Genomic DNA, 22,264 nt, shown 5'->3' with positions numbered 1-22,264 from the left:
GTGGTTCAGGCCCCCGATAGCGGCGGGCCCGGCAGGTGATCGCTGTGTTAAAGCCGACCAGGCTGCGATGTTCCGCGCTGGATATTCAGCGCAGGTGCAACATACACCAAATGGGCGCCGATAGGGAAGGAATGCTGACGTCACGTCCCCGTGTGCCTGCCATAACCTATTGGCATAGCATCGCTTTTCTGAATCGGCTGCGTCATAGCGCCGCTTCGAGGCTGCCCTGCAGGAGAAGCAAATCCTCCGGTAGGGCCGCCTCCCAGTGCAAAAGCTCTCCGGTCCGAGGATGTTCCAAGGTAAGCAGGTAGGCGTGCAGGGCCTGCCGGCCGAGCGCGGCCAGGGCAGCCTGACCTCCGGGCCCGAGCTGGCCGGCCTTGGTCTTGAAGTGCGGGCCATAGACCGCATCGCCCATCAGGGGGTGGCCGATATGGGAAAGATGCACCCGGATCTGATGGGTCCGTCCGGTCTCGAGCTGGCAGGCCAGCAGTGAGGCGACCGGTTTGCCGTCCCGACCATTGAAGGCCGCCTGCAGCTCCCAATGAGTAACCGCTTCACGGCCGCTGTCGCGGACCGCCATTTTCTCGCGGGCAAAGGGATGCCGGTCGATCGGCGCATTGACCGTGCCGCGCTGGCGGTTCGGCACGCCCCAGATAAAGGCCATATAGCCGCGCCGCATTGGGCCGGTACGGCCATGGTCGGCGAATTGCGCCGTCAGCGATTGATGCGCGCGGTCGTTTTTGGCGACGACCATCAACCCCGTCGTGTCTTTGTCGAGCCGGTGCACGATGCCCGGACGGCGGACGCCGCCGATGCCGGAAAGGCTTGCGCCGCAATGGCCAATCAGCGCGTTGACGAGCGTGCCGGTTTCATGGCCGGCAGCGGGATGTACGACCAGGCCCTTTGGCTTGTCGATGACGATAATGTCCTCATCCTCGAACACGATATCGAGCGCGATATCCTCGCCCTTTGGCTCGGGCGGGGTGGCCTCCGGGACGTCGATTGTGATCGTATCGCCTTTGGCAACATGATAAGCGGGGTCGCGAATTGCGGCGCCCTTGGCGGTGACGGAACCGGCGAGGATCAACGCCTTCAGGCGGGACCGCGACAGTTCGGGGCGAAGCACCGCGAGCACACGGTCGAGCCGGGGCGATCCTTCGTCGCCGCCGACCGTGACCTCCAGCCGCTCGCCGTTATTCGAAGACGTGACTTGTTCCAAAGAAGAGCCTTTGCATGACTGATACCGTTGCGCCCGAACCGACCCCCGAACAGGCCGCGCTGTTTGCGCGGGTGCGGCGGATGATGCTGATCGCAGGCCTGACCTCGGCGCTCGCCGTCGCCATCGTCCTGACCGCCATCGGCTATCGTCTTTATCGCAGCGAGGGAAGCCCCGCAGCGATATCAGATACCACGGCGAGCTTGCCGAAAGGCGCCCGTATCGTGTCCACCGGCGTCGCCGGCGACCGGCTGGTCGTGACCCTCGATATCGGCGGCGTAACTGAAATCCGCACATTTGATGCAAAGACGCTGAAACCTGTTGGGCAGCTGAAATTCGTGAGCGAGCCCTGAGCGGAGCGATCAACGGCCGCTCGTCGAACTCAACTTCAGAATGCAAGGTGATTTTTCGCGTAGCAGCAACGCTGGCAAGTTGGACGCTCGCCATTTTTTTGGCTGAGTTACACGCTCAGCTTGCGCCATGTCGGAATCCAACCCTAGCGCCGCGGTTCCCATCGACGACATCGTCGAACACGATGGCGCGGTTTCATGTTCCGATCCAACGCGGCGTGCGATGCTGCTGACGGCGCTTGCGACTTGCGCCTGTCTTGCTGCTCCAGAGCCCTCCGTTGCGGAGGATGATCAGCCCGGCAGCAATCTGCGGCCGCAAAAAGCCGACACGCTGGTGTTCTCTGAAGGCGACCACGCCGGTGAGGCCATCAAGCCTGAGGATTTGAAGCTTGGCGGGCCTCCCGTGCGCGCGTGGCCAAGGGACCCCAAGACCGCCGTGATCCGCAAGGGCTCGCGGTTGAACGAGCTCTTGGTGGTCAGGCTCGATCCTGCCGAACTCGATGATGACACGCGATCACGCAGCGCCGACGGCATCGTCGCCTATTCGCTGATCTGTTCGCACACGGGATGCCCCGTCACCGGCTGGGTGAAACAGGCGTCGGGCGACAAGCTCGTGTTCAAATGTGCCTGCCACAACTCCGAATATGATCCGCGGGAAAGCGCAAAAGTCCTGTTCGGGCCTGCGCCGCGGCGCCTGGCGGCGCTTCCGCTTGCGATCACGGGCGGTGCACTCACCGTCACCGCAACATTCATTGGAAAGGTAGGTACCTAACTCAAAGACGAAGCCGCATCGGGTATTCGCACGACCATGGAATGAATCAAAAACAAAAACAGGGAGGTTGCGTCTCATGACCACGAAGCATTGGTTATTGTCGAGCTCTGTCGCATTCACGTGCCTTGTCTCAGCCGCCGCCGGCGCTGCACCGATCGAGAAATACGATCCGGTGACGTCGGCCCGCCTCGAAAAGCCCGAACCCGGCAACTGGATGCTGTATCGCCGGACCTATGACGGGCAGGGCTACAGCCCGCTCGACCAGATCAACACTTCGAACGTAAAAGACCTCACGCCGGTATGGACCTTCTCGACCGGTGTGGTCGAAGGCCATGAGGCGCCGCCGATCGTCAACAATGGCGTGATGTTCATCGCGACCCCGATGGGGCAGGTGATCGCGCTCAATGCCAAGACCGGCGACGAGTACTGGCGATACAAGCGCCAGCTTCCCGACGATCTCTTTCAATTGCATCCGACCAACCGCGGCGTCGGATTGTGGCAGGACAAGTTGTATCTCGCGACCACCGACGATCACGTCGTCGCGCTCGACGCCAAGACCGGCAAGGTGCTGTGGGACACCAAGGTTCAGGACTACAAGAAGGGTCAGTACCTGACGCTGATGCCGCTGATCGTCGACGGCAAGGTGATCGTCGGCGGTTCCGGCGGTGAATTCGGCGTGCGCGGATATGTTGTCGCGTACGATGCCGAGAACGGCAAGGAACTGTGGCGCACCTTTACGATTCCGGGTCCAGGCGAGCCCGGGCACGAAACCTGGACCGGTGACGACTGGAAATCGGGCGGCGCGCCGGCCTGGATGACCGGCAACTACGACATCGAAACCAAGACCATCTACTGGGGCACCGGCAACGCCGCACCCTGGCCGGGCAATACTCATCCCGGCGACAATCTCTACTCGACCTCGGTGCTCGCGCTCGCCCCCGAGAACGGAAGGATAAAGACATACTTCCAGTACCATCAAAACGATTCATGGGACTGGGACGAGGTCGAGGCGCCGATGCTGGTCGACCTGCAAAAGGACGGTCGGACCATCAAGAGCCTGATACATCCCGGCCGCAACGCGATCTTCTGGGTGCTCGAGCGCAAGGCGGACAAGATCAACTACGTCAGCGGCTGGCCTTTTGTTCACACCGACGTCTGGAAAGGAATCGAGCCGGAGACCGGCAGGCCGATCGTCGATCCCGCGCACAAGCCGGTGATTGGCAAGCGGGTCGAGTTCTGTCCGTCGCTGTGGGGCGGCAAGGATTGGCCGTCGGCGGCCTATAGCCAGAAGACCGGCCTGGTCTACGTGCCCGCCAACGAGAATTTCTGCGGCGGCTTCACCGGCGAGAAAGTGCCGCTGGTTGCGGGCCAGCTTTGGCTCGGCACCAAGCCCGAGGACATCGGCCTGAAGGTTCGCCCCGGCGCTGATCATTTTGGCGAACTGCAGGCGTGGGATCCGGCCACCGGGAAAAAGGTCTGGCAGCAGAATTTCCCCAAATCCCAATTGTTCGGCTCGGTGACTGCGACGGCGGGTGACCTCGTTTTCGTTGGCGGCACCAACGACCGCATGTTCCGTGCCTACCACGCCAAGACGGGCGAGAAGTTGTGGGAGCAGAAGACCAACTCCGGCATCGTGGGCATGCCGATCGCCTATGAGGTCGATGGCACGCAATATATCGCCGTGCAGTCCGGCTGGGGCGTCGACGCGCAGCGCATCCAGGACGCGCTGGCGACCCAGAATAACGTGGGCATCGAGAACAACGTGCCGCAAGGCGGGGTCGTCTGGGTATTCGCCGTCAAGAAGTGACGGCTCTCTTCCCTCGTCATTCCGGGGCGATGCGCAGCATCGACCCCGGAATCTCGAGATTCCCCGATGCGCAATTGCGCATTTGAGGTCTGGTGCCAACGCACCATCCCGGAATGACGGCAGTTAACCCGCTAACGCAACGCGAACAGAAATCGGCGGACTGAGTGACAATGGAAAGCGGCGGGTTGAACCCGCCGCTTTCGATTTCAAGTCATTTGCCCTTGGAATCGACCTTCGACTTTTCGGTTTCGTTCATCTGCTTGATGGTCGGGTCCCGGCTGGCTTCGCCGGTGGTTTGCGTTGTCGTGGCTGCTGGCCCGCTGCTTGGAATCGAAGTCTGGCCCGCGGGCGTTTTTGCCGGCCGGGTTGCCGTTGTGTCCGGCGCGGCGTTGGTCTGGGCGTTCGCTGCCTGCATGTCAAAAAGAAGGACGCTCGACAGCATGGCTGCCGCGAGCGTCCCCAACCTCACCATCGTGATTTTCATCGACATTTTCATCGACCTGGCTCCTGTCAGATCGATGAAAACGGCCACAGCCCTTTAACGTTCCTTGTCACGCCTCCAGTTGCTTGCCGATCGGCAGGCTCCGGATGCGCTTTCCGGTGGCGGCGAAGATCGCATTGATCAGCGCCGGTGCGAACGGCGGCACGCCGGGTTCGCCGACGCCGCTGGGCGGCGTATCGGGCCCCGGCGGCACGATATAGACGTGGGTCACCAGCGGTGACTCGTCCATGCGGATGACAGGGAAATCGTCGAAATTGCCCTGTTGCACCTTGCCGTCCTTGAAGGTGATCTCGCCATGTTTGGCAAGGCTCAGCCCCATGATCGCAGCGCCCTCGATCTGGGACTCGATGCGCTCCGGATTGACATAGGTTCCGCAATCGATCGCGGTATCGACCCTCGGCACCGTGAACTTGCCCTTGTCGTCAACGGCGACCTCGACGATGGTCGCGATGTAGCTGACGAAACTCCGGTGCACGGCGATGCCTAGCCCGTGGCCCTTCGGCACGGACCGTCCCCAGCCGCCCTTGTCCGCGACGAGCTCGACCACCTTGCGAAGGCGGGCGGTGTCGATCGGATAGCTGCCATAGGGCTCGCCGTAGTTCCAGGGGTCCTTCACCGACGACAGGTTGACGAGGCGCGGCGATCCGATCAGCTCCAGCAGCATGTCCTTCGGGTCGCGCTTGGTAGCAGAAGCGATTTCGGCGACCATGGACTGGACCGCGAAGGCGCGCGGGATGTTCGACACCGCACGGAACCAGCCGATGCGGGTATGCGCGGCCGCTTCCGGATTCTCGCATTGCAGGTTGGCGATCTCGAACGGGTTGTCGATCAGTCCCATGCCGAGTTCGAACGGCGCCTCATGCTTCGCACCAGGTGCGAAGGTCGAGGCAATCGTAGGCGCCACGCTGCGGTGCCGCCACGCGATTACCTTGCCGCTCTTGTCCAGCCCGGCCTCGATGCGTTCCACCGAGACGGTGTGCAGGAAGCCGTGACGAACATCGTCCTCCCGCGTCCATTGCACCTTCACGGGCGCACCGAGTTCCTTCGACAGCAGCGCCGCCTCGATCGCGAAATCGCATTTCGATTTGCGCCCGAAGCCGCCGCCGAGCAGCGTGACGTTCACGGTGACGTTGGCGTCGGGGATGCCGAGCGTCTTGGCGACATCTTCGCGCGTGCCGCCGGCACTTTGCACCGGCGCCCAGATTTCGCACCTGTCGCCTTTGACGTCGGCGACCGCGACCGGCGGCTCCATGCTGACATGCGCCAGATGCGGCAAATAATACTCGCCCGTGATCACCTTGTCGGCGCCTTTCAACGCCGCATCGGCGTCGCCTTCCTTGCGCACCACCAGTCCCGGTTTTCGCGCGGCCTCTTCGAGCGAAGCCCGGTAGGCGACCGAGTCGTATTTGCCGTTGGCGCCGTCATCCCAGACGATCTTCAGCGCGTCGCGCCCCTTGATCGCCGCCCCGGTGTTGCGGGCGATCACGGCAACGCCACCGAGCGGCTGGAATTTGGATGGCCACGGCCAGCCCTTGACCTCCAATACCTTCTCGACTCCGGAGACCTTCATCGCTTCCGCCGCGTCGAACGATTTCACCTTGCCGCCGGTTACCGGCGGACGGGCGATGACGGCGTATTTCATGCCCGGCAGACGGATATCGGCGCCGTAATGCGCCTTGCCGACGGTGATGTCCCTGAGGTCGACGATGCCGATCTGGCCCTTGCCGAGATAGCGGAAATCCTTCGGGTCCTTCAGCTTCAAGCCTTCGATACCAGGCACCGATTCCTTGGCGGCATCGGTGGCAAGATCGCCAAAGCCAAGCTTGCGTCCGCTCGCGGCGTGGACCACCTCGTGATTGCGGGCCTTCACCTCGGTCGCGGGCACGCCCCAGCGCTTGGCGGCGGCGGCCTCCAGCATCGAGCGCGCCGAGGCGCCGATCTGGCGCATCGGCATCAGATAATGCCGCGTGCTGCGCGAGCCGTCGGTATCCTGGTTGCCGTATTTGGCCTCGTTGCCGGGCGCCTGCTGAACGCGGACGCGCGACCAGTCGGCTTCCATCTCCTCGGCGACGATCAGCGGCAGGCTGGTCCGCACGCCGGTTCCCATCTCGGCGCGGTGGCCGACGATGGTGACGATGCCGTCGGGCGCGATCGAGACGAACACGCGTGGATCGACCACGGTGCCGTGCGGCATCTTCGATGCGCCGGTCTCATAGGCGGCGAAAGCCGGGCGCGACATCACGGGCGCGGCGAGCGCAAAGCCGCCGGCGATGCCGAGGCCTTTCAGGATGCTGCGGCGGGAAACGTTCTCGACCTTGAGGTGCCGCTCAAAGCCACGGAGTTTTTTGGGATTGGTGAGGATATTCATGATCACACCCCCGTTGACGCGAGATGCACGGCGTTCTCGATGCGCTGGTAACAGCCGCAGCGGCAGATGTTGCCTGCCATCGCTTCGCGGATCTGGTCATGGGAAGGTTTTGGATTGTCCATCAATAGCGCGGCGCCCTGCATGATCTGGCCGGTCTGGCAATAGCCGCATTGCGGGACATTGAGCTGGCGCCAGGCCTTCTGCACCGGGTGATCGCCGGTCGGGTGCAGGCCCTCGATGGTGGTGACGTCGCGGCCGACCACGTCGGAGACCGAGGTGATGCAGGCGCGCACGGCCTGCTTGTCGATGATGACGGTGCACGAGCCGCACAGGGCCTGGCCGCAGCCATATTTGGTTCCCGTCAGTCCCACCTCGTCACGGAGAAACCAGAGTAACGGAAGATCCGGATCGCCATCCCAATTTTGTTCCTGGCCGTTTATCTTCACCTTGATCATGGCTGTCCCTCGCTCTTTTTAAGCTGTTGATCTGTTTGCGGCGCGAGCCGGAACACATTTCCATTCGCTCGGATCGCCGCGCGGGTTTCCCTGCCCAGGGCAATATTCGTGAAGGCATTTTGGTTAAGGCAATTTGCTGTTTGCGGATGTTCCTTTCGCGATCTGGCCGAGGCGCCCCCGGCGTCAGGAATGCCACGATGATGCTATCAGACGTTGACGCCGCGGTGACTTCACAGACAGGTGTTTTGGATTTGCCGTTTGTCGAAAGCAGGGCTCACGGCAGGTTTGCCGGATTTTCCCGCCACAGCGGAAGCCGCGTAACGGAGGAGATCGAGTTCGTTCGCCCGGGTCCTACAGGCTTTCGGTTCAGTCGGGCATATCCCTCGCGTTCGAGACCGACGTGCAGGTCGAGGCGGGCAAAGCGTATTACTTTAATATCGGGGTCCCGAAGACGGGCGCGCCCGGACAGGACCTCGTCAATCAAGCCTATGCCGGTGGCAGCGGACAGCAGATGCGCGCCCAGTCTTCACTGAGTTCCGGATTCTCAGGGGCCGTCTTCTACCGTCTCGACCCCTCGGCCGGCGCCGCCGCCCAGTTGAAGGCGCCCTGAAGCCTGATTTCGATGCCAGACCGCCAAAATCACGCCCGGCCCGCCGCAGATCGCCAAAACCATGGCCTTCAGCGCCTTGCAGCCGGACGATTTCGCGGCTATTCCCTCTGCCGTACGCTCCCTTCGTCTAGCGGTTAGGACGCGGCCCTCTCAAGGCTGAAACAGGGGTTCGATTCCCCTAGGGAGCGCCAGCAAACTCAGGCACTTAGGTAGCCATCAGCCGCGTTCGTTGAATAATGGTTGAATAAGACGCTGGTGAACAGCGGCGAACGCTTGGGGAATTTGCTGCCGACATTAGCAGACTAGCCTCGGCGCGATGCCTCCACTGTCGCTGGCGCATTCGCGAAAAGTTTCCTCGTCGCCCTTGGTGTCCGGAAATATTCAAACCGCCGCTGACGTGCGCTGTCGTACGCGAGCGCCCTCGGATGTTCGCATTGACGTTGCTCGTCGCACAATCAACTCTTGTCCTGTCGAGCTTTGTGCGAATGGGAGGGCCACGTGAGATACAATCGACGAGAGAAAACTGGCGGACAACAGTCACAAGTCAGTCTATCCGCTCCGAAAGCCGCAGAACCGAGTACGATGCCATTCGCCCAGCGGCTCACCTGCACGATTGACGATGCATGCGAAGTGACCGGCTTGGGACGCACGAAGCTTTACGAGTTGATAGGAGCTGGGCGTATCGTCACGACAACGATCGGACGTCGGCGACTAGTAGTGGTGCGCTCACTTCTGGCGCTCCTTGACACCAACATGTCGAACTAATGGACGTGCGACTTAAGGGACCAACCCCACTTTGAACGCGCTTTTCCTCAGGCACTCATTTTGATGAAACGACCGTGCTCCCTTAGCCGGTCGAACTCGTCCGCCCACCACCGCCTCATCCGCACGGCGCTCCTGCCAGAATTCGGCGGCATGGGTATAGGCGCCACGGATTTCATTCGCCTCCTGATGCGCAAGTTGACGTTCGATCGCATCCGCATGTCACTTGCCGCCGCCGACCGGGCGGCAGCGGCTCATGGGCCGGTCCTTGGTAGCGGCGGTGGTTCCCCCGCCGTGGCTGTTGCTATCTGTTCGGACGTGGCCGGGAAGGGCGCTGCTGGAGCGTAGAACGATTTCAAGTCGTCGTGTGTCGACAACGTCTCAGGTCGATACCGGCTCATCTTGTCGTAGACTTGGACCGCCTCCAGATCGAATCGCCTGTAAACCGAGCGATGCATCGTCGCCGCGGAGGCTGGCAGTTTTCGGTTCTCTTTGGCCCAGGTAATGCCTGTCCATTTCGGAATGAAGCTGAATCCGCTGGCTACCTCGTCATGCTGTGGACCCTCTGGATGAGGCCACATGTTAATGACACGATGATCGAACTTGATGCCATCAGGAATAGCCACCGCCCATCGCAACATCCAGTCCAGCGCGATATCGGATAGGCGACTCTCGTTTTCGCAGTAGCTGCCTCCGATGTCGGAGTGGTTTCCTGCAAACCAGACTTGCTCGAACCAGTTGATCCCGTTGGCGTCGCGCGCGGTCGGCTTCGTCGAGGCCCACTTGACGCGCTGAAAATTCTTTCGGTTCTCGTCGATTGAGATCGCGTGCCGCGCATAGCCGACGTTTTCGTTCAGATCGTAGTCGTAAAAGGTCATCCAGAGTTCGTTGAAGTGGATGGTTCGCAACGATTTCTTGCGGTCGTAACCCGGAATCGAGAAGTCGAACTTCAGGTGCGTGTAAACGTAGACCCAGGCCGAACCCAGCACCGCAAGGCCGATGGCTCCGAGGAATACGTTCCAGAACGTGAGGTACCCCAAGATCCACCCCACCCACGGAGCGCCGACGAAGGGCTGAAAGATTTCGCCGGCTAGACCGAGGAAGGCAGCAAAGAAGAGGAACGCCACGACGAAGGCAGCGGTCATGTCGGGGTTGAGGAGGGCCGCGACGGTGTCGAAGACTCCCACGAAGTGCGGATAGACGTTTGCCTTGCCGGGGTCCGCCTTGTCGAAGGCGCCGTATTCGGCGCGGAAGCGCGCCGATATGTCGTCCCTGGCGTCCAGCAGGAACCTTTGGTGGTCCGTCGTATCGGGGGCGGAGCGCTTGCGCGGATAGGTGAACTGGTAGACGTGCTTCACTGCATAAGCCGCAAGCTCCTGCGCCGAACCCGGATCGGTTGGCAGGATGCCATTCGGATCGTTTTTGGGGTGAACCGGGATTCCGCAACGCGCGATGACGCCAGCGAGGCAACGCACGGTATATGCGCCGCGGCTGAACCCGATCAGAAATATCCGATCGCCGGGCCTCCACAGACGGATAAGCGCCGCGTAGCAATCGATGATGTTGCGCGTGATACCAAACCCCGTCGCCTGCGCGATGAAGTTGTGAAGGGCGCGAAAGGCGCGGCCAAATATGTTGGCCCCGTCGGCCTGCGATCCCAGGCCGACATCGTAGAACGCGACTTGTTCGCGCGGATCGATAGAAGAATCAGGGCCGCATCGTGTCGCGCGGTAGAGCTTGTAGACGTTGCTGCGGTCTTCATCGAAACGGAATCCGCCGGCCTGACCGGTTCCATCCGAATAGATTACGACGTTCTTCGCCATGCGTTTACCTCGGGTACGATCGCCGTCCGGCGTAGTGCTGCCGGATCGTGTCCGCGTTGTGGGAAAGGACCCGGAATTTCTTCGAAACGAAATCCTGCTCGGAGGAGATCTCGGTCGTGTTTCCGCGAAAGTTGATGGCGCGATACCGCCCGGTGTGATCTCCGATCGACTTCACGACGACGTCCCCGGTCTTGGTGGTCATCAACCGAATGCCCTGCTCGTACAGCAGATCCCTTATTTCCTGCCTCGGATGGTCGTACTTGTTGTCGAAGTCCGCCGAGCAAATGGCCAGCGCGGGCTCGAGGCGGGTCAAAAAGGCCTTGTTCGTGAACCCGTTGTCGGCACCGTGGTGCGCCAAGATCATCACGTCGGTCTCGGAACGGAGCATTCTAGAGCGTCTCAGTCTGGCCGAAATGCCCGGATCCTCCACGTCACCCAGACTCAGCAGGTTGAAGCTTCCCCTCCTGAAGTGTTTTACGGTCGAATTGTCGTTGGCATTGCTCCCCACGTGAAGAGGGCCGTGAAAGACGTTGGTGAATCCTAGCCGCTGCGATTCGCCGAGGCCGGCGATGAAGGCCGGCGTAATATGTTCGATACGCGGCTTCCTGTTCGTATTGCGTGGACGGTCGCGATAGGCGCCGATGATCTCGATGCATCCTTCACCGTGGTCGGTGTAGGGGTCATATCCGGGACACTGGATCGTCAGCGGCTGGACTAGCTCGAGCAATTCCTGCAGTTCATGACGGTTGCAGTGATCCGAATCCCAACTGGTGATGTCTAGATTGTCCGCAAAGCTCACGCCGCACAGCCTCATCTCGTGTTCAAGTGACGCTCGGCTCAAATCGGTGAGGCGGCCTTCCATAACCGTGAAATGACCGCCAGCGAAAAACGAGAACGAAGAGCCGGGACAGCCCAACTGATAGGCGCGAAACCTGGTGACGACGCTCTTCATCATAGCGAGCAACTCCAAGGCAACGACCGCGGAAACCGCGAAGCGGCGTAGCTGGTGAGGGTCGCGTCCGCCGCTTCGAAACCGTGCCGAGCCAGTCTGTCGAAGGCGCCATCGGACAGCGCCTTCAAATCGGTCGGGTGGTCGGCGGCCGCGCCGGCCTGCTGGTCGGATTGCACCACATCGTAAAAGCCGACGGCCCTGCCGGTCGCGGTCTTCACGTCCATTTCGCGCACGGAGTTGCCCATCCGCACCAAGACGCCCGGTACCGCGCCGGAAGCGAGATCGGCGACTAGCGCTCTGCTGCGCAACGACCTGATCTGATCGCTGGCGACTTCGAAGAGGCGCGGGGACGCCAGCCGGCCTCCCGCGAAAGCAGCAAGTGGCGACCTGACGCCGGGACGGAGCGGGCCGGATGCGTCGCTGCAGATCAGGAAATCAGACCGGATGAGTCCGCGTCCCGGTTTGTGGAATGACTCCAAGCCCAGGTTTTCGTAGACTGCCCCGTCCCAAAGATGAACCGTCTCGTATGGAGGCTGCTTCTTGCGGATCGGCTTGTTGGTGGCGGGGTCGGTTTCCCACCAACCGTTCGACGGAATGGCCAGGCGAAGCGAACCGAGGGCGTAGGGCAAGGCTGCGGAAGCCGCGACGGCGATCGAAAGCGGGACATCGGGAGCGTAGTGCTTTCCGAACTTCCAATCGCCCATCTCGCGCTTCGCAAACCGCCAGTTTTTTCCGGTTTCGAGGCAAGTCGTGTTGATCGTCCAATGCGGCACGTCGGGCAGGTCGGCCAAATAGCCGGCGACACCCCACCGCTTCTCCAGCAACGTTGAAAGTACGGCCGCGCGGTGACGCAGTAGCCGGACATTGAACTCGAGCAGGCCGCGCGCACCTACTGCACCGAAGCCGAAGAGATCGGTCGTCGACAGGAGGTCCCGCAGTTCAGGAAAGATCTTTGCCCTAAATTCGGCTGAAGTCGGCCAACGCATTCCTGCCCGCGAGACGACTGCAGCCGTGATGAGACTGCCGCCGGAAACCGTCGATACATCGGTTACGGATTCCAAAAGCCCGTCGTCTGCGAGCCGCTTCATGACACCGAGATGGAAGGCCGCGGCCCGGACGCCACCGCCCGAGAGGGCAAGACCGATCCGGTTCGATACGGTGGTGACGGTCGCGTCGTTCATGGGCGCGCCTCTCTCACCATCACGGCCGAATAGGTCGATCCGAGCTCATGTCTGGCGGCGGAATGAATACGGATGCCGTCGTCGTTCGCTATCGCCATCAGCGCGGGCACGCCGTTCATGTCGAGCAGGTCGGCAAGCTCGGCAAGCTGCAGAAGGTCCTTCGGGCTTGGTGTCGCCGCGTACCCTTCGGGGTGCGAATGCCATTCCCCGACATAGACGAGTTGGCCGGCGCTCTCCTCGGTCGCACGTGCTATCCTGGCTCGCAAACCAGCGATTCCGCGCTCGAATCCGCTCTCGTCCCCCTCGCTGTCGGCAGGGGCGTCGAGTGCGAGGCCTACGTGGATAGATTGCTCTTCCATGTCCAGCACACCGAGCAGTACGCCGCCGGTTTCTGCGGGAAGCGCCAATATCCGGCATCCCGAGATTGCGGTAGCGACCTGCTCCGAGAGAACGACCGACCAGTCGCCCACCGACAGACGCCGCCAGTCCGCCGAAGCGACCTCGATTCGCCGTACGCTGGCGCCGTCCGTCCTCCAGATCGTGATCTTGCCGCGTGCGTCCTGGAGCGACGCCGCGATCTCCATGGAAATGAGCGATGACAGCAATGCCGCCCGGCTCTCCGGCATGCGATTGGTCGCCTGCCTGCAGGCGCCTGAAAAGGCGATGCTATCTTCCGAGGCGTGAAGATGTCCCGTCAACTCGGGTAGTTCGACGGTCATCGCGTAGTGCTGCGCCTCGAGTTCGAGCAACGACGAAGATCGGTCCGCGGGTTCGATCTGCAGCACGGCGTCGGTGCCGTCGGAATTGAAGAAGAAGGCGACACGGCGCGCACCCGTGTTCGGGTCCAGCGCCAGGAATCGGGACACGGCCACGGATGCGGAGGCGTCCATGACGATGTCGGCGCCTTCCAGCGCGCTCCCGACCGCGGCTTGCGTGGCCGGATCCGCGGAGAGCACGTCTGCGGTCAGGTGACCGGTTCGGTCCGGGTGGCCGCACATGGAGTCGAGTAAGTTCGCGAATGCAGTAGCTTTCGAATGCCCGACCGCGGTTGCGGGCAGGGCGTGCCGAGGAACGTTGTGCGGCAGCAAGTAGTCGCCGTCGATGACGACCCAGGTGAAGAGCCCCTCGCGCGCGAGATTTGCGGCAACGTGGGAGCCGACGGTGCCGGCGCCGACCAACACCGCACGTCGCGTATCGCCGGACCTGCCCGAGACCTGGGATGCCAGCCTTCGGTCGAGCGCGAAATGCACCTCGCCGCATGTGAGTTCAATGGCGTCGGCGCCGGCGCCGTCCGTCGGCTTCAACAACCGGCCGTGGGTCCCGTCGGGCGCCTTGTCGAGGCAACCCAAGGCCACACCGACTTCCGCAACGGTGACCTTGGTCAGGAAAACCTTGAGGTCCAGGATACCGATCTCTCCGTCGCCTTCCCTTGCGATCGGAAACCCGACAAGCAAGCCCAGTCGCCAGCCGAGTTGATCCGGATCCCCGCAGGGGCGCACTCTCCCGTTCCAGGAATTGCTGACCCAGTCGAGGGTCTTGTTGCGCAAATATCCCCGGAGATCCGTCTCCGGCAATTCGTCGGCGAGTTCGCCCAGCGTCCGCGGCGGGAAACGCATCGGGCCCATGCCTCGCCGTGCCGCGGTGAGGGCGATAAGAGCCACTCCCAGCCCCGGAAACGGCTGTCGTGCCGCCGGCGACGACGCGATTAATATTTCCCGGGCAAGTCCGTGATCGGGCCTGTGCAGCGCCAACTCGACCGGGCCCGCGAGAGCCGAGTCCATCATCCCCCTATCGACGATGACGACGGGTCCGGGGGCGACGAACAACGGCTCCGGCGCACGCGCCTGGCCGTGGAGTTCGCCGCGCGCGGTCTTCGCCAACCAAACCTGAATCCGCACGAGAAACTCGCTCGGGGTCCAGTTCAGCTTCCCTTCGCTCCAGGGCCGATCGTCGATACAGAGCGAAACCGGATCCGACCTGTGCCCCGGATACGCATGAGGCACATCCGGGAAATCGTCCCGAAGCGCAAGGATCAGGGGGCCCGCGTCACCGCCAGGGAAATAAAGGGCGACCGTTTCGACGGCCTTCAAGGCATGGACGAAACGTTGCGGCCGGTCGACGTGGATCTGCACCACGATCGTCTCGCTGCCGGTGCAGGCGCGGCGCGCCTCGAGGAAGCGGTAGCCCTGGGTTTCGCCGCCACAGACGAGACGGGCGACCGAGCGCGCGCGCGGCCTTTGCAGGGAGATCCAATCGACCTGTTCCCCGAAGAGATCGTCGAGCGCGCGCAGCGCCATCAGCCGGCCCTCATCGGCTTCGCCGCCGCAAAATCCACCGGAAGCATGGCCATCGCCACGAAAGAGGCGCCAGCGACGGTGATGCTGATCTGGCAGGCCTTGGGATTACGGCGGGGCGAGTTCTCCATCGTCACCTCGAACTGCCCGTCGATCGTCGCGACGACGTCCCGGTAGTAGTTCGCGGCTTGGCGATGGGGCGGCTGGACATCCTTGTCGTCGTCGGACCCCTTGCCGGGGATGATCTCGCTCGTCGACACGATGATCCCGCGCATTTCGGCTTTGTCCTCGCAAAGCCAGCGGACGTCCTCGGTCGGCGTGGTCTTCTCGTTGCCCTTGTCCGCGGAATTCAACGATTTGTAGCTGCAATGATGGGCGATCTTGAAGACATGCCAGCCGAGCCTGTCTTCGTTGCCGTGCTTTTTGGACGCCTCGACGATCTGGCCGATGGTGACGTCGTCGACATCCGACGCGAACAGGACCTTGGTGTCCGTCCCGAATTCACGGAAGGTGGCCTGGAACACCACAGCGTCCTGGTTGCGTTCCTCGACCTCGCGGTCGTTCAGGCGCCAAGCCATCGGATTGTGGATGAATATCTCGACGCCGCCGGCAGCGTTCAGATCATCGTAGCCCGGAACAAGCTTACCGGCATCGGTTACGAGATGAAGCCGGTCCGCCAGCCTGATGCCATTGCGCTTGCAGAAATCCTCGAGCCGTCCCGGGCGCGAGAAGACCCGGATTCCTTTGCCCTCGATGAAGCGATGGCGCGCCTCCTGCCGGATGATTTCGGCATCCCCCTCACAGCCTTCCTCGGTCAGCGCCGCCGCGGGTACCCACAAATCGCGCATCTTGATGCGGCCGTTGCCCTGCCGCGACGCGAACCGCTCGAAATGGAAGAAGTCGCCGGCACGATTCGTGTGGTCCTTGTCCAGATGGGTGAAAATCACGACATCGAAATAGTCGCGCCTCGCGGAACGCAGGTCGGCATCCAAGGCCGTCGGGAGGTCAATGTACGGACTCGACGGATCGCCGGGAGTCCGCATGTCGGCATAGTCGACGAGGATCTTGCGGCCGTCTTTCAGGTCGATGCGGGTACTGTCGGCGTTTCCGAGCGGATGGAAGGTAAGGGTCGCCATTGCGTCCTCCGGACACGGTTTCGGTGGCGGAACTTTACCCCGAGTCCCTCCAGAGGTCACCATACGCAATATTACATTTTTGTAATGTTTGTATTAAGCACATTTTTGTTTGCCAGATTGACGGCGGACTCGAATTCCGATTCTCTCTACGACATGACTGATTTGGAGATCTATCGGATCATCGGCGCCGGATTGGCGGCCCGGAGAAAGAAATTGCGTCTGAAGCAGGCCGAGGTGGCCGAGCAGATCGGACTGACCCGGGCATCGCTCGCGAACATCGAAAGCGGCCGCCAGAAGCTGATGCTGCATCAGATTTACAAGCTGGCAACCGCCCTCAAGGTCGACTCGATCACGGAACTCGTTCCGGCGAGTTTTTCATTCGAGCAGGCGAGCGGCCCGGTGCGGTTGGTGGGTAGCGAGGTCAACGACGTGCAGAAGGCGCAGATCGAACAGTTTATCCGACGAAAAGCCGGAGGCGAGAAATGAGAGAGTTCGCGAAGGAGCAGGCACTTGCCCTTGTCGAGAAACTCGGACTCAAGGCTCCGCCTGTTCCGGTGGAGAAGCTCGCTAAGGCGCTCGGTGTCAGGGTCGAATACAGTCCCTTCGACGACGAACTGTCCGGCATGGCATTCCTGCGCGAAGGCAGGCCGATCATCGGCGTGAATTCAAATCACCATCCCAACAGGCAGCGTTTCACGATCGCGCACGAGCTGGGCCACATAGTCCTTCACCGATCGCATCTCGAGACGGCGGTCATGATAGATAAGAGTAGGAATTTCATCCCACGCGATCCGACCTCGGCGGAGGGTACCGATCCACTCGAGGTCCAGGCGAACGCGTTCGCGTCCGAACTACTGCTGCCGGCGAAGCTGGTCCGACAGGCCCTGGCGGAGCGGCCGGGCGACCTGAACGACGACGATTACCTCATAGCCCTCGCCAAGCGCTTCAGGGTAAGTCTCACCGCATTCCAGTACAGGCTCGAGAACATCTAGGCGGCAAACAGCGTGGCCTTCGTCTTTTACGATGTCGAGACCACCGGTCTGAACAAGCGCTTCGACCAAATTCTCCAATTCGCCGCCGTGAGGACGGACGTCGATCTGGTCGAGACCGAGCGGTTCGAGACGCGATGCCGGCTGATGCCTCAAGTCGTGCCGTCGCCGAAAGCGCTGCATCTCACGGAAACATCGCTCGCCGACGCGACGGACACCTCGCGACCAACCCACTACGGCATGGTCTGCACCATTGCCCGCGTTCTCTCGTCGTGGTCGCCATCCGTGTTCCTGGGCTTCAACTCCATCTCGTTCGACGAGGAATTCCTCCGCCAGGCATTCTACCAATGCCTGCATCCGGTTTTCCTGACCAACACGAACAGAAACGCCCGTGCTGACGTTCTCAATCTTATGCGTGCCGCCGGAACGCTGCATCCCTCGGTCATCCGTCCGGGCGTCGGTGCAGATGGAGCGGATGTCTACAGGCTCGGCCCGCTAGCCGCCGCCAACGGCATCGCACCCGGTAAGGCGCACGATGCCGCTCACGACGTCGACGCGACCCTTGGACTTTGCCGGCTGGTACGAAGCGGCGCACCCGAGCTATGGTCAGCTTTTCTCCGCTTCTCCTCCAAGACTTCCGTTGTCGATTTCGTCAGGGACGAGGATGCTTTCGCTTACTTCGATTTCTACGGCTCCCCGCGCGTTATGCACTTCCTGACCAGGGTGGGCATCAGTCCGCGGGACGGAAACGTTCACTACTGTCTCGACCTGACCGGTGACGTCGATGCATTGAGGAGACTTGACACCCTCGAACTTACGGAACGCATAGCTGTCGAACCTCGGCCCATCCGACGGCTGAAAGTCAACGGGTCTCCGCTCCTCTATCCGCTGTGGGACATAGAGCGGTCGTTGTTCGGCGAAACTTCGGAAGAGGATCTAATGCGATCGGCTTCGTTGGTTAGGTCAGACCCGGACTTCATGGAGAGGCTGACGCAAGCTGCCGCCTCCGCCGAAAAGGTCTATCCGCTCTCCGAGCACGTCGAACAGCAGATCTACGGCGCCGGCTTCTTCTCTGATTCCGACCGCGAAATGTGCAGACAGTTTCACTCCCGCCCGTGGGAGGAGCGACTCGGTCTGGTCGAACGGTTCGATGATCAGCGGTTGAGGCGCCTTGGCCGCAGGTTGATCTATTTTGAAGCCGCCCACTTATTCGAAGAGATCACGCGTCGCGCAATGGACGAAGATATTGCCGCCAGGCGACGCGGCGATGGACGCTACTTGTCGCCCCCGTGGACGACGGTACCCAGTGCCTTGTTGGAACTGGAGTCGATTGACACCCAAATTTCATCTGAGTTCAGGCAAAGCTTCACCGCGATCAAGTAGCGTTCGGCCTACCAAGGTTGCCGCTGCTAAAGATTGGGCGCGGCCCTGTCTCCATGGCACACAAAAGCCGAAACGGGCCGACGGCCGACACCGCTGTCGGTAGTAAACGCTCCGGCCGAGTCCTCCTGCCGGAAATAGGCGGCCTCTCGCAGGAGTTCGGTAAACCAATCAGATCCCAGGATGTCGTTATGTCTAACCTGGTCGATCTCTAAGCGGCGTTCGTTTCTTGTGAGCCCATCCAATGGCCTCATGCAAATCGAGTGATGCTGCAGGCATTTCTACAGCGCACGCTCGTCAGGCCTCTGTTTCTCGAGACCTTTATTTGCGCGGCGCTCGATTTCGCGCCTTACTGTGCCCAACCTTGATAGGTGATTCTTGAACAAGCCATCTCTCAGTCCCGAAGACCTGATGGCGATGATGGCGGACATCGGCGGCCGTACGGATCTGGGACCTATCGTCGCCGAACTAGAGACATGCCTGCGGGATACTCAATCGTTCGATCCGCTCCGGCTTGCGGCCACGTTCGGCGGATTGCTCACAGTGCCGGAGCTTCAAAGCAACTGTCTTCGCCTCGAAGCTCTCGTGCATCTCACGCTCGCCGTAGGCGACGGTCGAAGTAAACCCAACCGAAAGATCGTAGGACGCCTCTTTGAGGAGGCTGGACAAGGAAGGATCGGCTTTAAGGAAGATCCGGCCGAAGATATCTTTGTAACCCTGATCGTGACCCCGCGCGGCGATTTCCGGGTCCTCGAAGGAATTTGGGAGTCTGCGGGCTTCTATCTTCAGCGAATTGTGAACCTCTTGGAGCTTCTGCCGGTTGGAGACCTTGCCAACCAACTTCGTGAACCAGTCTACGCATTGTTACGCTTGTCAGACGTCGTTTGCCAACGAGCGAGCCTTGCCCGTTACCAGCTCGGCAGTGACAAACGAGCCGAGGCGCTGCCAGCCTCGGTATTGAACACGGTCAGTACGTGGGCCGAAATTGTTTCATTTACCGAGGCGGACTTCAAAGAGCACGGCATCGCCCTTGAACATCTGGTGGCTTTCGGATTTCCGGCGGATCAGCGCGCTAGGTTGCCCACGAGGCGATTGGAAATTCTACTTTGGAGCGATTTCCGATCGTGCATCGCAATGGCGAGTTCTGCCTCCTTCTGCCGACGGCGACCAGTGCCGCCATTCGCCGATTCATCACTGAGATGATGGAAAGCATCGATCTTCGAGAGGCCTTCATTGGCTTCCTGGCGATGGAATATGGCAATCTCTTCGGAGATGTCCCGTTGCTCGGCGAGCGCCGGGGTGCTCCGATCGAATTTCAACGAACGGAAGATGGCCTTCTCGCCGGCGTGATGATGGAGGTCGACCCCGGACTGTTCATCAATGTGGTGTTTTTTGTCGATCCTCTGAAGGACTTTGCGCAAGACGGCCTAGTCGGGGAAATACCCGACCTCGATAAACTGTCTAAAGACGTTGAAAAGTGGATAGAGTCCGCAACCGGACCGGCATGTGCCTCACCCGGCTATCGCGCGGGAATGACTCTGCTCGTCGGATGCGGCATCGGTCGCGCAGCCATCCGGTTTCCCGTTCCGCAGTTGCCACACGGCTGGAGTTTCGAGGCCATTAGCGCCCCCGATCTGCACACATTGTGCTGGTTGAACGACTTTAATTCCCTTTCGTTGTGGCGCTTGCTGCAGAGCGAAAAGCGTCTCGACGAATTGGGCGTCACACTTCAGAACGTGAACGGCCTTCTCAATCTCGTTGGTTGGGCGCGTTCGCTGGAAGGTCATCTTGTTCCGCATGGAGACATTCCAGATGAGTTCGGCGAAGACGGCCAACGCGTCACGGTTCTCATAGAACAGAATGCTCTCCGCCGTGTCAGGGCGGCTGTACCGCATTTCTTCGACCTTCACTGCGCACAAACCAGGGATGGGCGATGGCTGAAGCTCCGTAAAGAAGGCAGGTCTATCTTTAAAGAGGACAGCGGCGAGCCCTTCTATTTCGCAGTCGACTGCCGAGGTGACGGTGGTTTCCCGCTGGCTGCGTATGAATCGCCATCGCATGTTTGGTGGTGCGACATGGAGATTGTCGAAGAAGCGGCGCGGCCATTCGCTTACGATCGAATGAGAATGCTGCAAACGTGGCTCTGCAAGAGCGTTCCGGTCATGGAGCGGGCCTTTGCGGGATTACCTGCCGGGCCTCTATCGCTCAAATGTATATTTCAAGGACAGCTCGGCGATAAGGAAGGAAGCGGTAAACGGGCCCGCCTCACATTCGAAGACGCGAAGACGGCAATCGCTTCGTCCATTGACCGCACCGGTGCGACCGTCACTCTCACCATCGATCCCCGCTTCGAAGAGGCGTTGTTCCATCCTGAAAACGTCGCGGAACGAGCTCTTGTCGACTGCCTTCTTGAGAGTTTTGCGGCGCTAGCAGGTCGAAATCTCACAGATCCGAAGCGAGATGCGCTGCTTAAAGAGATCGTGCCCAATGCCCACGCACGGCAGGCTCACGCGTTTCTCGCCGCCACCTTTCGGGATTACGTGCGGGACGCAATTTGGACCGGCCCTGTCACGATCGATGAGGACGACGACGCGTTTCTCAAACTCGGCCTCGGTTGGCGTCAACGCACGCGAGCGCAGGGTGGCGATATCGCAGGAGCACAGGAATGCCTCTCCTATCTCAATCCCCTCGTCGAATTTCTCGAGGATGAAGTCTGCCAGGAGCTTCGCCTGCTCGATCGTCGCTCGGTTCTTTCAATCGTTCTCATGAACCATGAAAGCGCGGCAGCGAATCGGGATAACTGGAAACGTACCGCCGCCGCCGTCCTGGCCTTGCATAACGACAAGACGGCGGCTCGTGACACGATGGTCGAGCGTGAATCGAGTCTCAGTGCGGTTTTCCTAACGTCGCGCGTTCTAATTGAATTTGCGATCTGCGAGTGCCCGCTGGCGGGCGGACGGAGAATTGGCAAGCTCGATCTGTCCGGCCTTATGGCGAAGATCATGATGATCCAAAGGCTCGGCGGCTGGTCGGATGCGATCAGATGGGGTGGCATGGAGCCCCGCTTACGCGTGACGCCTCTCGGCGATATCCACGCCAACTTCTTCTTTTATGACCAAATCCTCGCACCGTTTGCCCGCGTGGCAAGCGACTTGCGCGTCGACGACGACGTCAACTCGTACGCGGACGAATTTGAAGAGATTGAAGCGGTCCGAACGGATACGAGTCCGTGGCCAGATGCGTTCTGGCAAGCTTGGGAGGAAGAGACCGGAGGGACGTTTGATGAAATGCTCAAGTTTCTCGATACTCTGGAGGAAAACGTTCTGAAAACTGGGCGTGCGATAGTTTCTATCAAGAAGAGCCAGTTGCTGGGGTTCTTTGGCGGTGAGACCGCCGTATCGCTGCTTGCCGCGGGCCGCATCGTGGAGAATCTCACTCTTACCAGTAGGCCGCTGTGGCGTACCGTGCCCGATGGGTTCAATGAAAAAGATCGGTTTCCATGGCGTTTTCGTCGGCGGCTTTCTGTGTTGCGAAAACCCCTGATCCAAATTGATCTGCAGGATGATCCGACTTTCATTCTGGCACCAGGCCTAGGTGGTGTGGACACTAGCGCATCCACAGAACGATGGCTGCGAGAGTGACGACGGCCCGGTAATTCCGGGCCGTT

Annotated in this window: 17 protein-coding genes, 1 tRNA gene and 1 pseudogene; 10 read left to right on the top strand and 9 right to left on the bottom strand. The window is 61.0% G+C overall.

The annotated features are described in order from the left end of the window. Positions 1–202: 202 nt before the first annotated feature. Positions 203–1,219, bottom strand: a complete 1,017-nt coding sequence (locus tag JQ629_RS35125) for an RluA family pseudouridine synthase (RefSeq protein WP_249135490.1) — start codon at positions 1,217–1,219, stop codon at positions 203–205. A gap of 14 nt (positions 1,220–1,233) precedes the next feature. Here JQ629_RS35125 and JQ629_RS35120 point away from each other — a divergent pair, with 14 nt between their 5' ends. The 3 genes from JQ629_RS35120 to JQ629_RS35110 all read left to right on the top strand — a co-directional run bounded on the left by JQ629_RS35120 (position 1,234) and on the right by JQ629_RS35110 (position 4,145). Further along, the gene (locus JQ629_RS35120; protein WP_211998786.1) at positions 1,234–1,569 is read left to right on the top strand and encodes a hypothetical protein; all 336 of its coding nucleotides are present in this window, start codon (positions 1,234–1,236) and stop codon (positions 1,567–1,569) included. A 127-nt stretch (positions 1,570–1,696) separates the two neighbouring features. Next, entirely contained in the window at positions 1,697–2,338 is a 642-nt protein-coding gene (locus tag JQ629_RS35115) for a QcrA and Rieske domain-containing protein (protein WP_212416508.1), read from the top strand. Between the two features lie 76 nt (positions 2,339–2,414). Then, on the top strand, positions 2,415–4,145 hold the full coding sequence (locus JQ629_RS35110) for a methanol/ethanol family PQQ-dependent dehydrogenase (RefSeq protein ID WP_212416507.1): 1,731 nt from the start codon (positions 2,415–2,417) through the stop codon (positions 4,143–4,145). A 211-nt stretch (positions 4,146–4,356) separates the two neighbouring features. On the opposite strand, the gene JQ629_RS35105 is transcribed toward JQ629_RS35110, so the two are convergent. The 3 genes from JQ629_RS35105 to JQ629_RS35095 are packed head-to-tail and all read right to left on the bottom strand — an operon-like array spanning position 4,357 to position 7,470. Continuing rightward, positions 4,357–4,641, bottom strand: a complete 285-nt coding sequence (locus JQ629_RS35105; protein ID WP_249135488.1) for a hypothetical protein — start codon at positions 4,639–4,641, stop codon at positions 4,357–4,359. A gap of 55 nt (positions 4,642–4,696) precedes the next feature. Further along, positions 4,697–7,015, bottom strand: a complete 2,319-nt coding sequence (locus JQ629_RS35100) for a xanthine dehydrogenase family protein molybdopterin-binding subunit (RefSeq protein WP_212416506.1) — start codon at positions 7,013–7,015, stop codon at positions 4,697–4,699. Positions 7,016–7,017: 2 nt separating this feature from the next. After that, a complete protein-coding gene (locus tag JQ629_RS35095; RefSeq protein ID WP_212263082.1) occupies positions 7,018–7,470 on the bottom strand; it encodes a (2Fe-2S)-binding protein in 453 nt (150 codons plus the stop codon). A gap of 400 nt (positions 7,471–7,870) precedes the next feature. Between JQ629_RS35095 and JQ629_RS35090 the strand changes: the two genes are divergently transcribed. From JQ629_RS35090 to JQ629_RS38010, 3 genes are all read left to right on the top strand, one after another. Then, entirely contained in the window at positions 7,871–8,080 is a 210-nt protein-coding gene (locus JQ629_RS35090; protein ID WP_212416505.1) for a hypothetical protein, read from the top strand. Positions 8,081–8,196: 116 nt separating this feature from the next. After that, a tRNA-Glu gene (locus JQ629_RS35085) sits at positions 8,197–8,271 on the top strand. Between the two features lie 391 nt (positions 8,272–8,662). Beyond that, entirely contained in the window at positions 8,663–8,845 is a 183-nt protein-coding gene (locus JQ629_RS38010) for a helix-turn-helix domain-containing protein (RefSeq protein ID WP_044590027.1), read from the top strand. A gap of 251 nt (positions 8,846–9,096) precedes the next feature. Here the strand turns inward: JQ629_RS38010 and JQ629_RS35075 are convergent, their stop codons facing one another. From JQ629_RS35075 to mblB, 5 genes are read right to left on the bottom strand one after another with little or no spacing between them, the layout of a single operon-like run. Next, positions 9,097–10,665 carry a phospholipase effector Tle1 domain-containing protein gene (locus JQ629_RS35075; RefSeq protein ID WP_212416504.1) on the bottom strand — a complete coding sequence of 523 codons (1,569 nt, stop codon included), beginning with the start codon at positions 10,663–10,665 and terminating at the stop codon, positions 9,097–9,099. A gap of 4 nt (positions 10,666–10,669) precedes the next feature. Further along, the gene (locus JQ629_RS35070) at positions 10,670–11,620 is read right to left on the bottom strand and encodes a ComEC/Rec2 family competence protein (protein ID WP_212416503.1); all 951 of its coding nucleotides are present in this window, start codon (positions 11,618–11,620) and stop codon (positions 10,670–10,672) included. Beyond that, positions 11,617–12,798: a patatin-like phospholipase family protein gene (locus JQ629_RS35065; RefSeq protein WP_212416502.1), complete on the bottom strand. Its 1,182-nt coding sequence runs from the start codon at positions 12,796–12,798 to the stop codon at positions 11,617–11,619. The genes JQ629_RS35070 and JQ629_RS35065 overlap by 4 nt, the downstream gene beginning before the upstream one ends. Continuing rightward, positions 12,795–15,095, bottom strand: coding sequence for an anti-phage 6A-MBL system cap2_3 protein (gene cap2-3 / locus JQ629_RS35060; protein ID WP_212416501.1), 2,301 nt, complete (start codon positions 15,093–15,095; stop codon positions 12,795–12,797). The genes JQ629_RS35065 and cap2-3 overlap by 4 nt, the downstream gene beginning before the upstream one ends. Beyond that, positions 15,095–16,228, bottom strand: a complete 1,134-nt coding sequence (gene mblB / locus JQ629_RS35055) for an anti-phage 6A-MBL system MBL-fold protein (protein ID WP_212416500.1) — start codon at positions 16,226–16,228, stop codon at positions 15,095–15,097. Before mblB ends, cap2-3 begins: the two co-directional genes overlap by 1 nt. Positions 16,229–16,312: 84 nt before the next feature. On the opposite strand from mblB, the gene JQ629_RS35050 reads away from it, so the two are divergent. From JQ629_RS35050 to JQ629_RS35030, 4 genes and pseudogenes are all read left to right on the top strand, one after another. After that, the gene (locus tag JQ629_RS35050; protein WP_212416499.1) at positions 16,313–16,714 is read left to right on the top strand and encodes a helix-turn-helix domain-containing protein; all 402 of its coding nucleotides are present in this window, start codon (positions 16,313–16,315) and stop codon (positions 16,712–16,714) included. Continuing rightward, positions 16,711–17,220: an ImmA/IrrE family metallo-endopeptidase gene (locus JQ629_RS35045; RefSeq protein ID WP_212416498.1), complete on the top strand. Its 510-nt coding sequence runs from the start codon at positions 16,711–16,713 to the stop codon at positions 17,218–17,220. Before JQ629_RS35050 ends, JQ629_RS35045 begins: the two co-directional genes overlap by 4 nt. Positions 17,221–17,232: 12 nt before the next feature. Next, complete coding sequence (locus JQ629_RS37815; RefSeq protein ID WP_212416497.1) at positions 17,233–18,600, top strand: exonuclease domain-containing protein; 1,368 nt, start codon at positions 17,233–17,235, stop codon at positions 18,598–18,600. 408 nt (positions 18,601–19,008) lie between these two features. Continuing rightward, positions 19,009–22,238 (top strand): annotated as a pseudogene (locus JQ629_RS35030) (anti-phage protein Upx-like protein). Positions 22,239–22,264: the final 26 nt, after the last annotated feature.

The sequence above is a fragment of the Bradyrhizobium sp. AUGA SZCCT0222 genome, from assembly GCF_018130205.1.
Taxonomy (GTDB): domain Bacteria; phylum Pseudomonadota; class Alphaproteobacteria; order Rhizobiales; family Xanthobacteraceae; genus Bradyrhizobium.
Note: the sequence above shows the minus strand (reverse complement) of the source record. Positions and strands in the feature narration are given on the sequence as shown.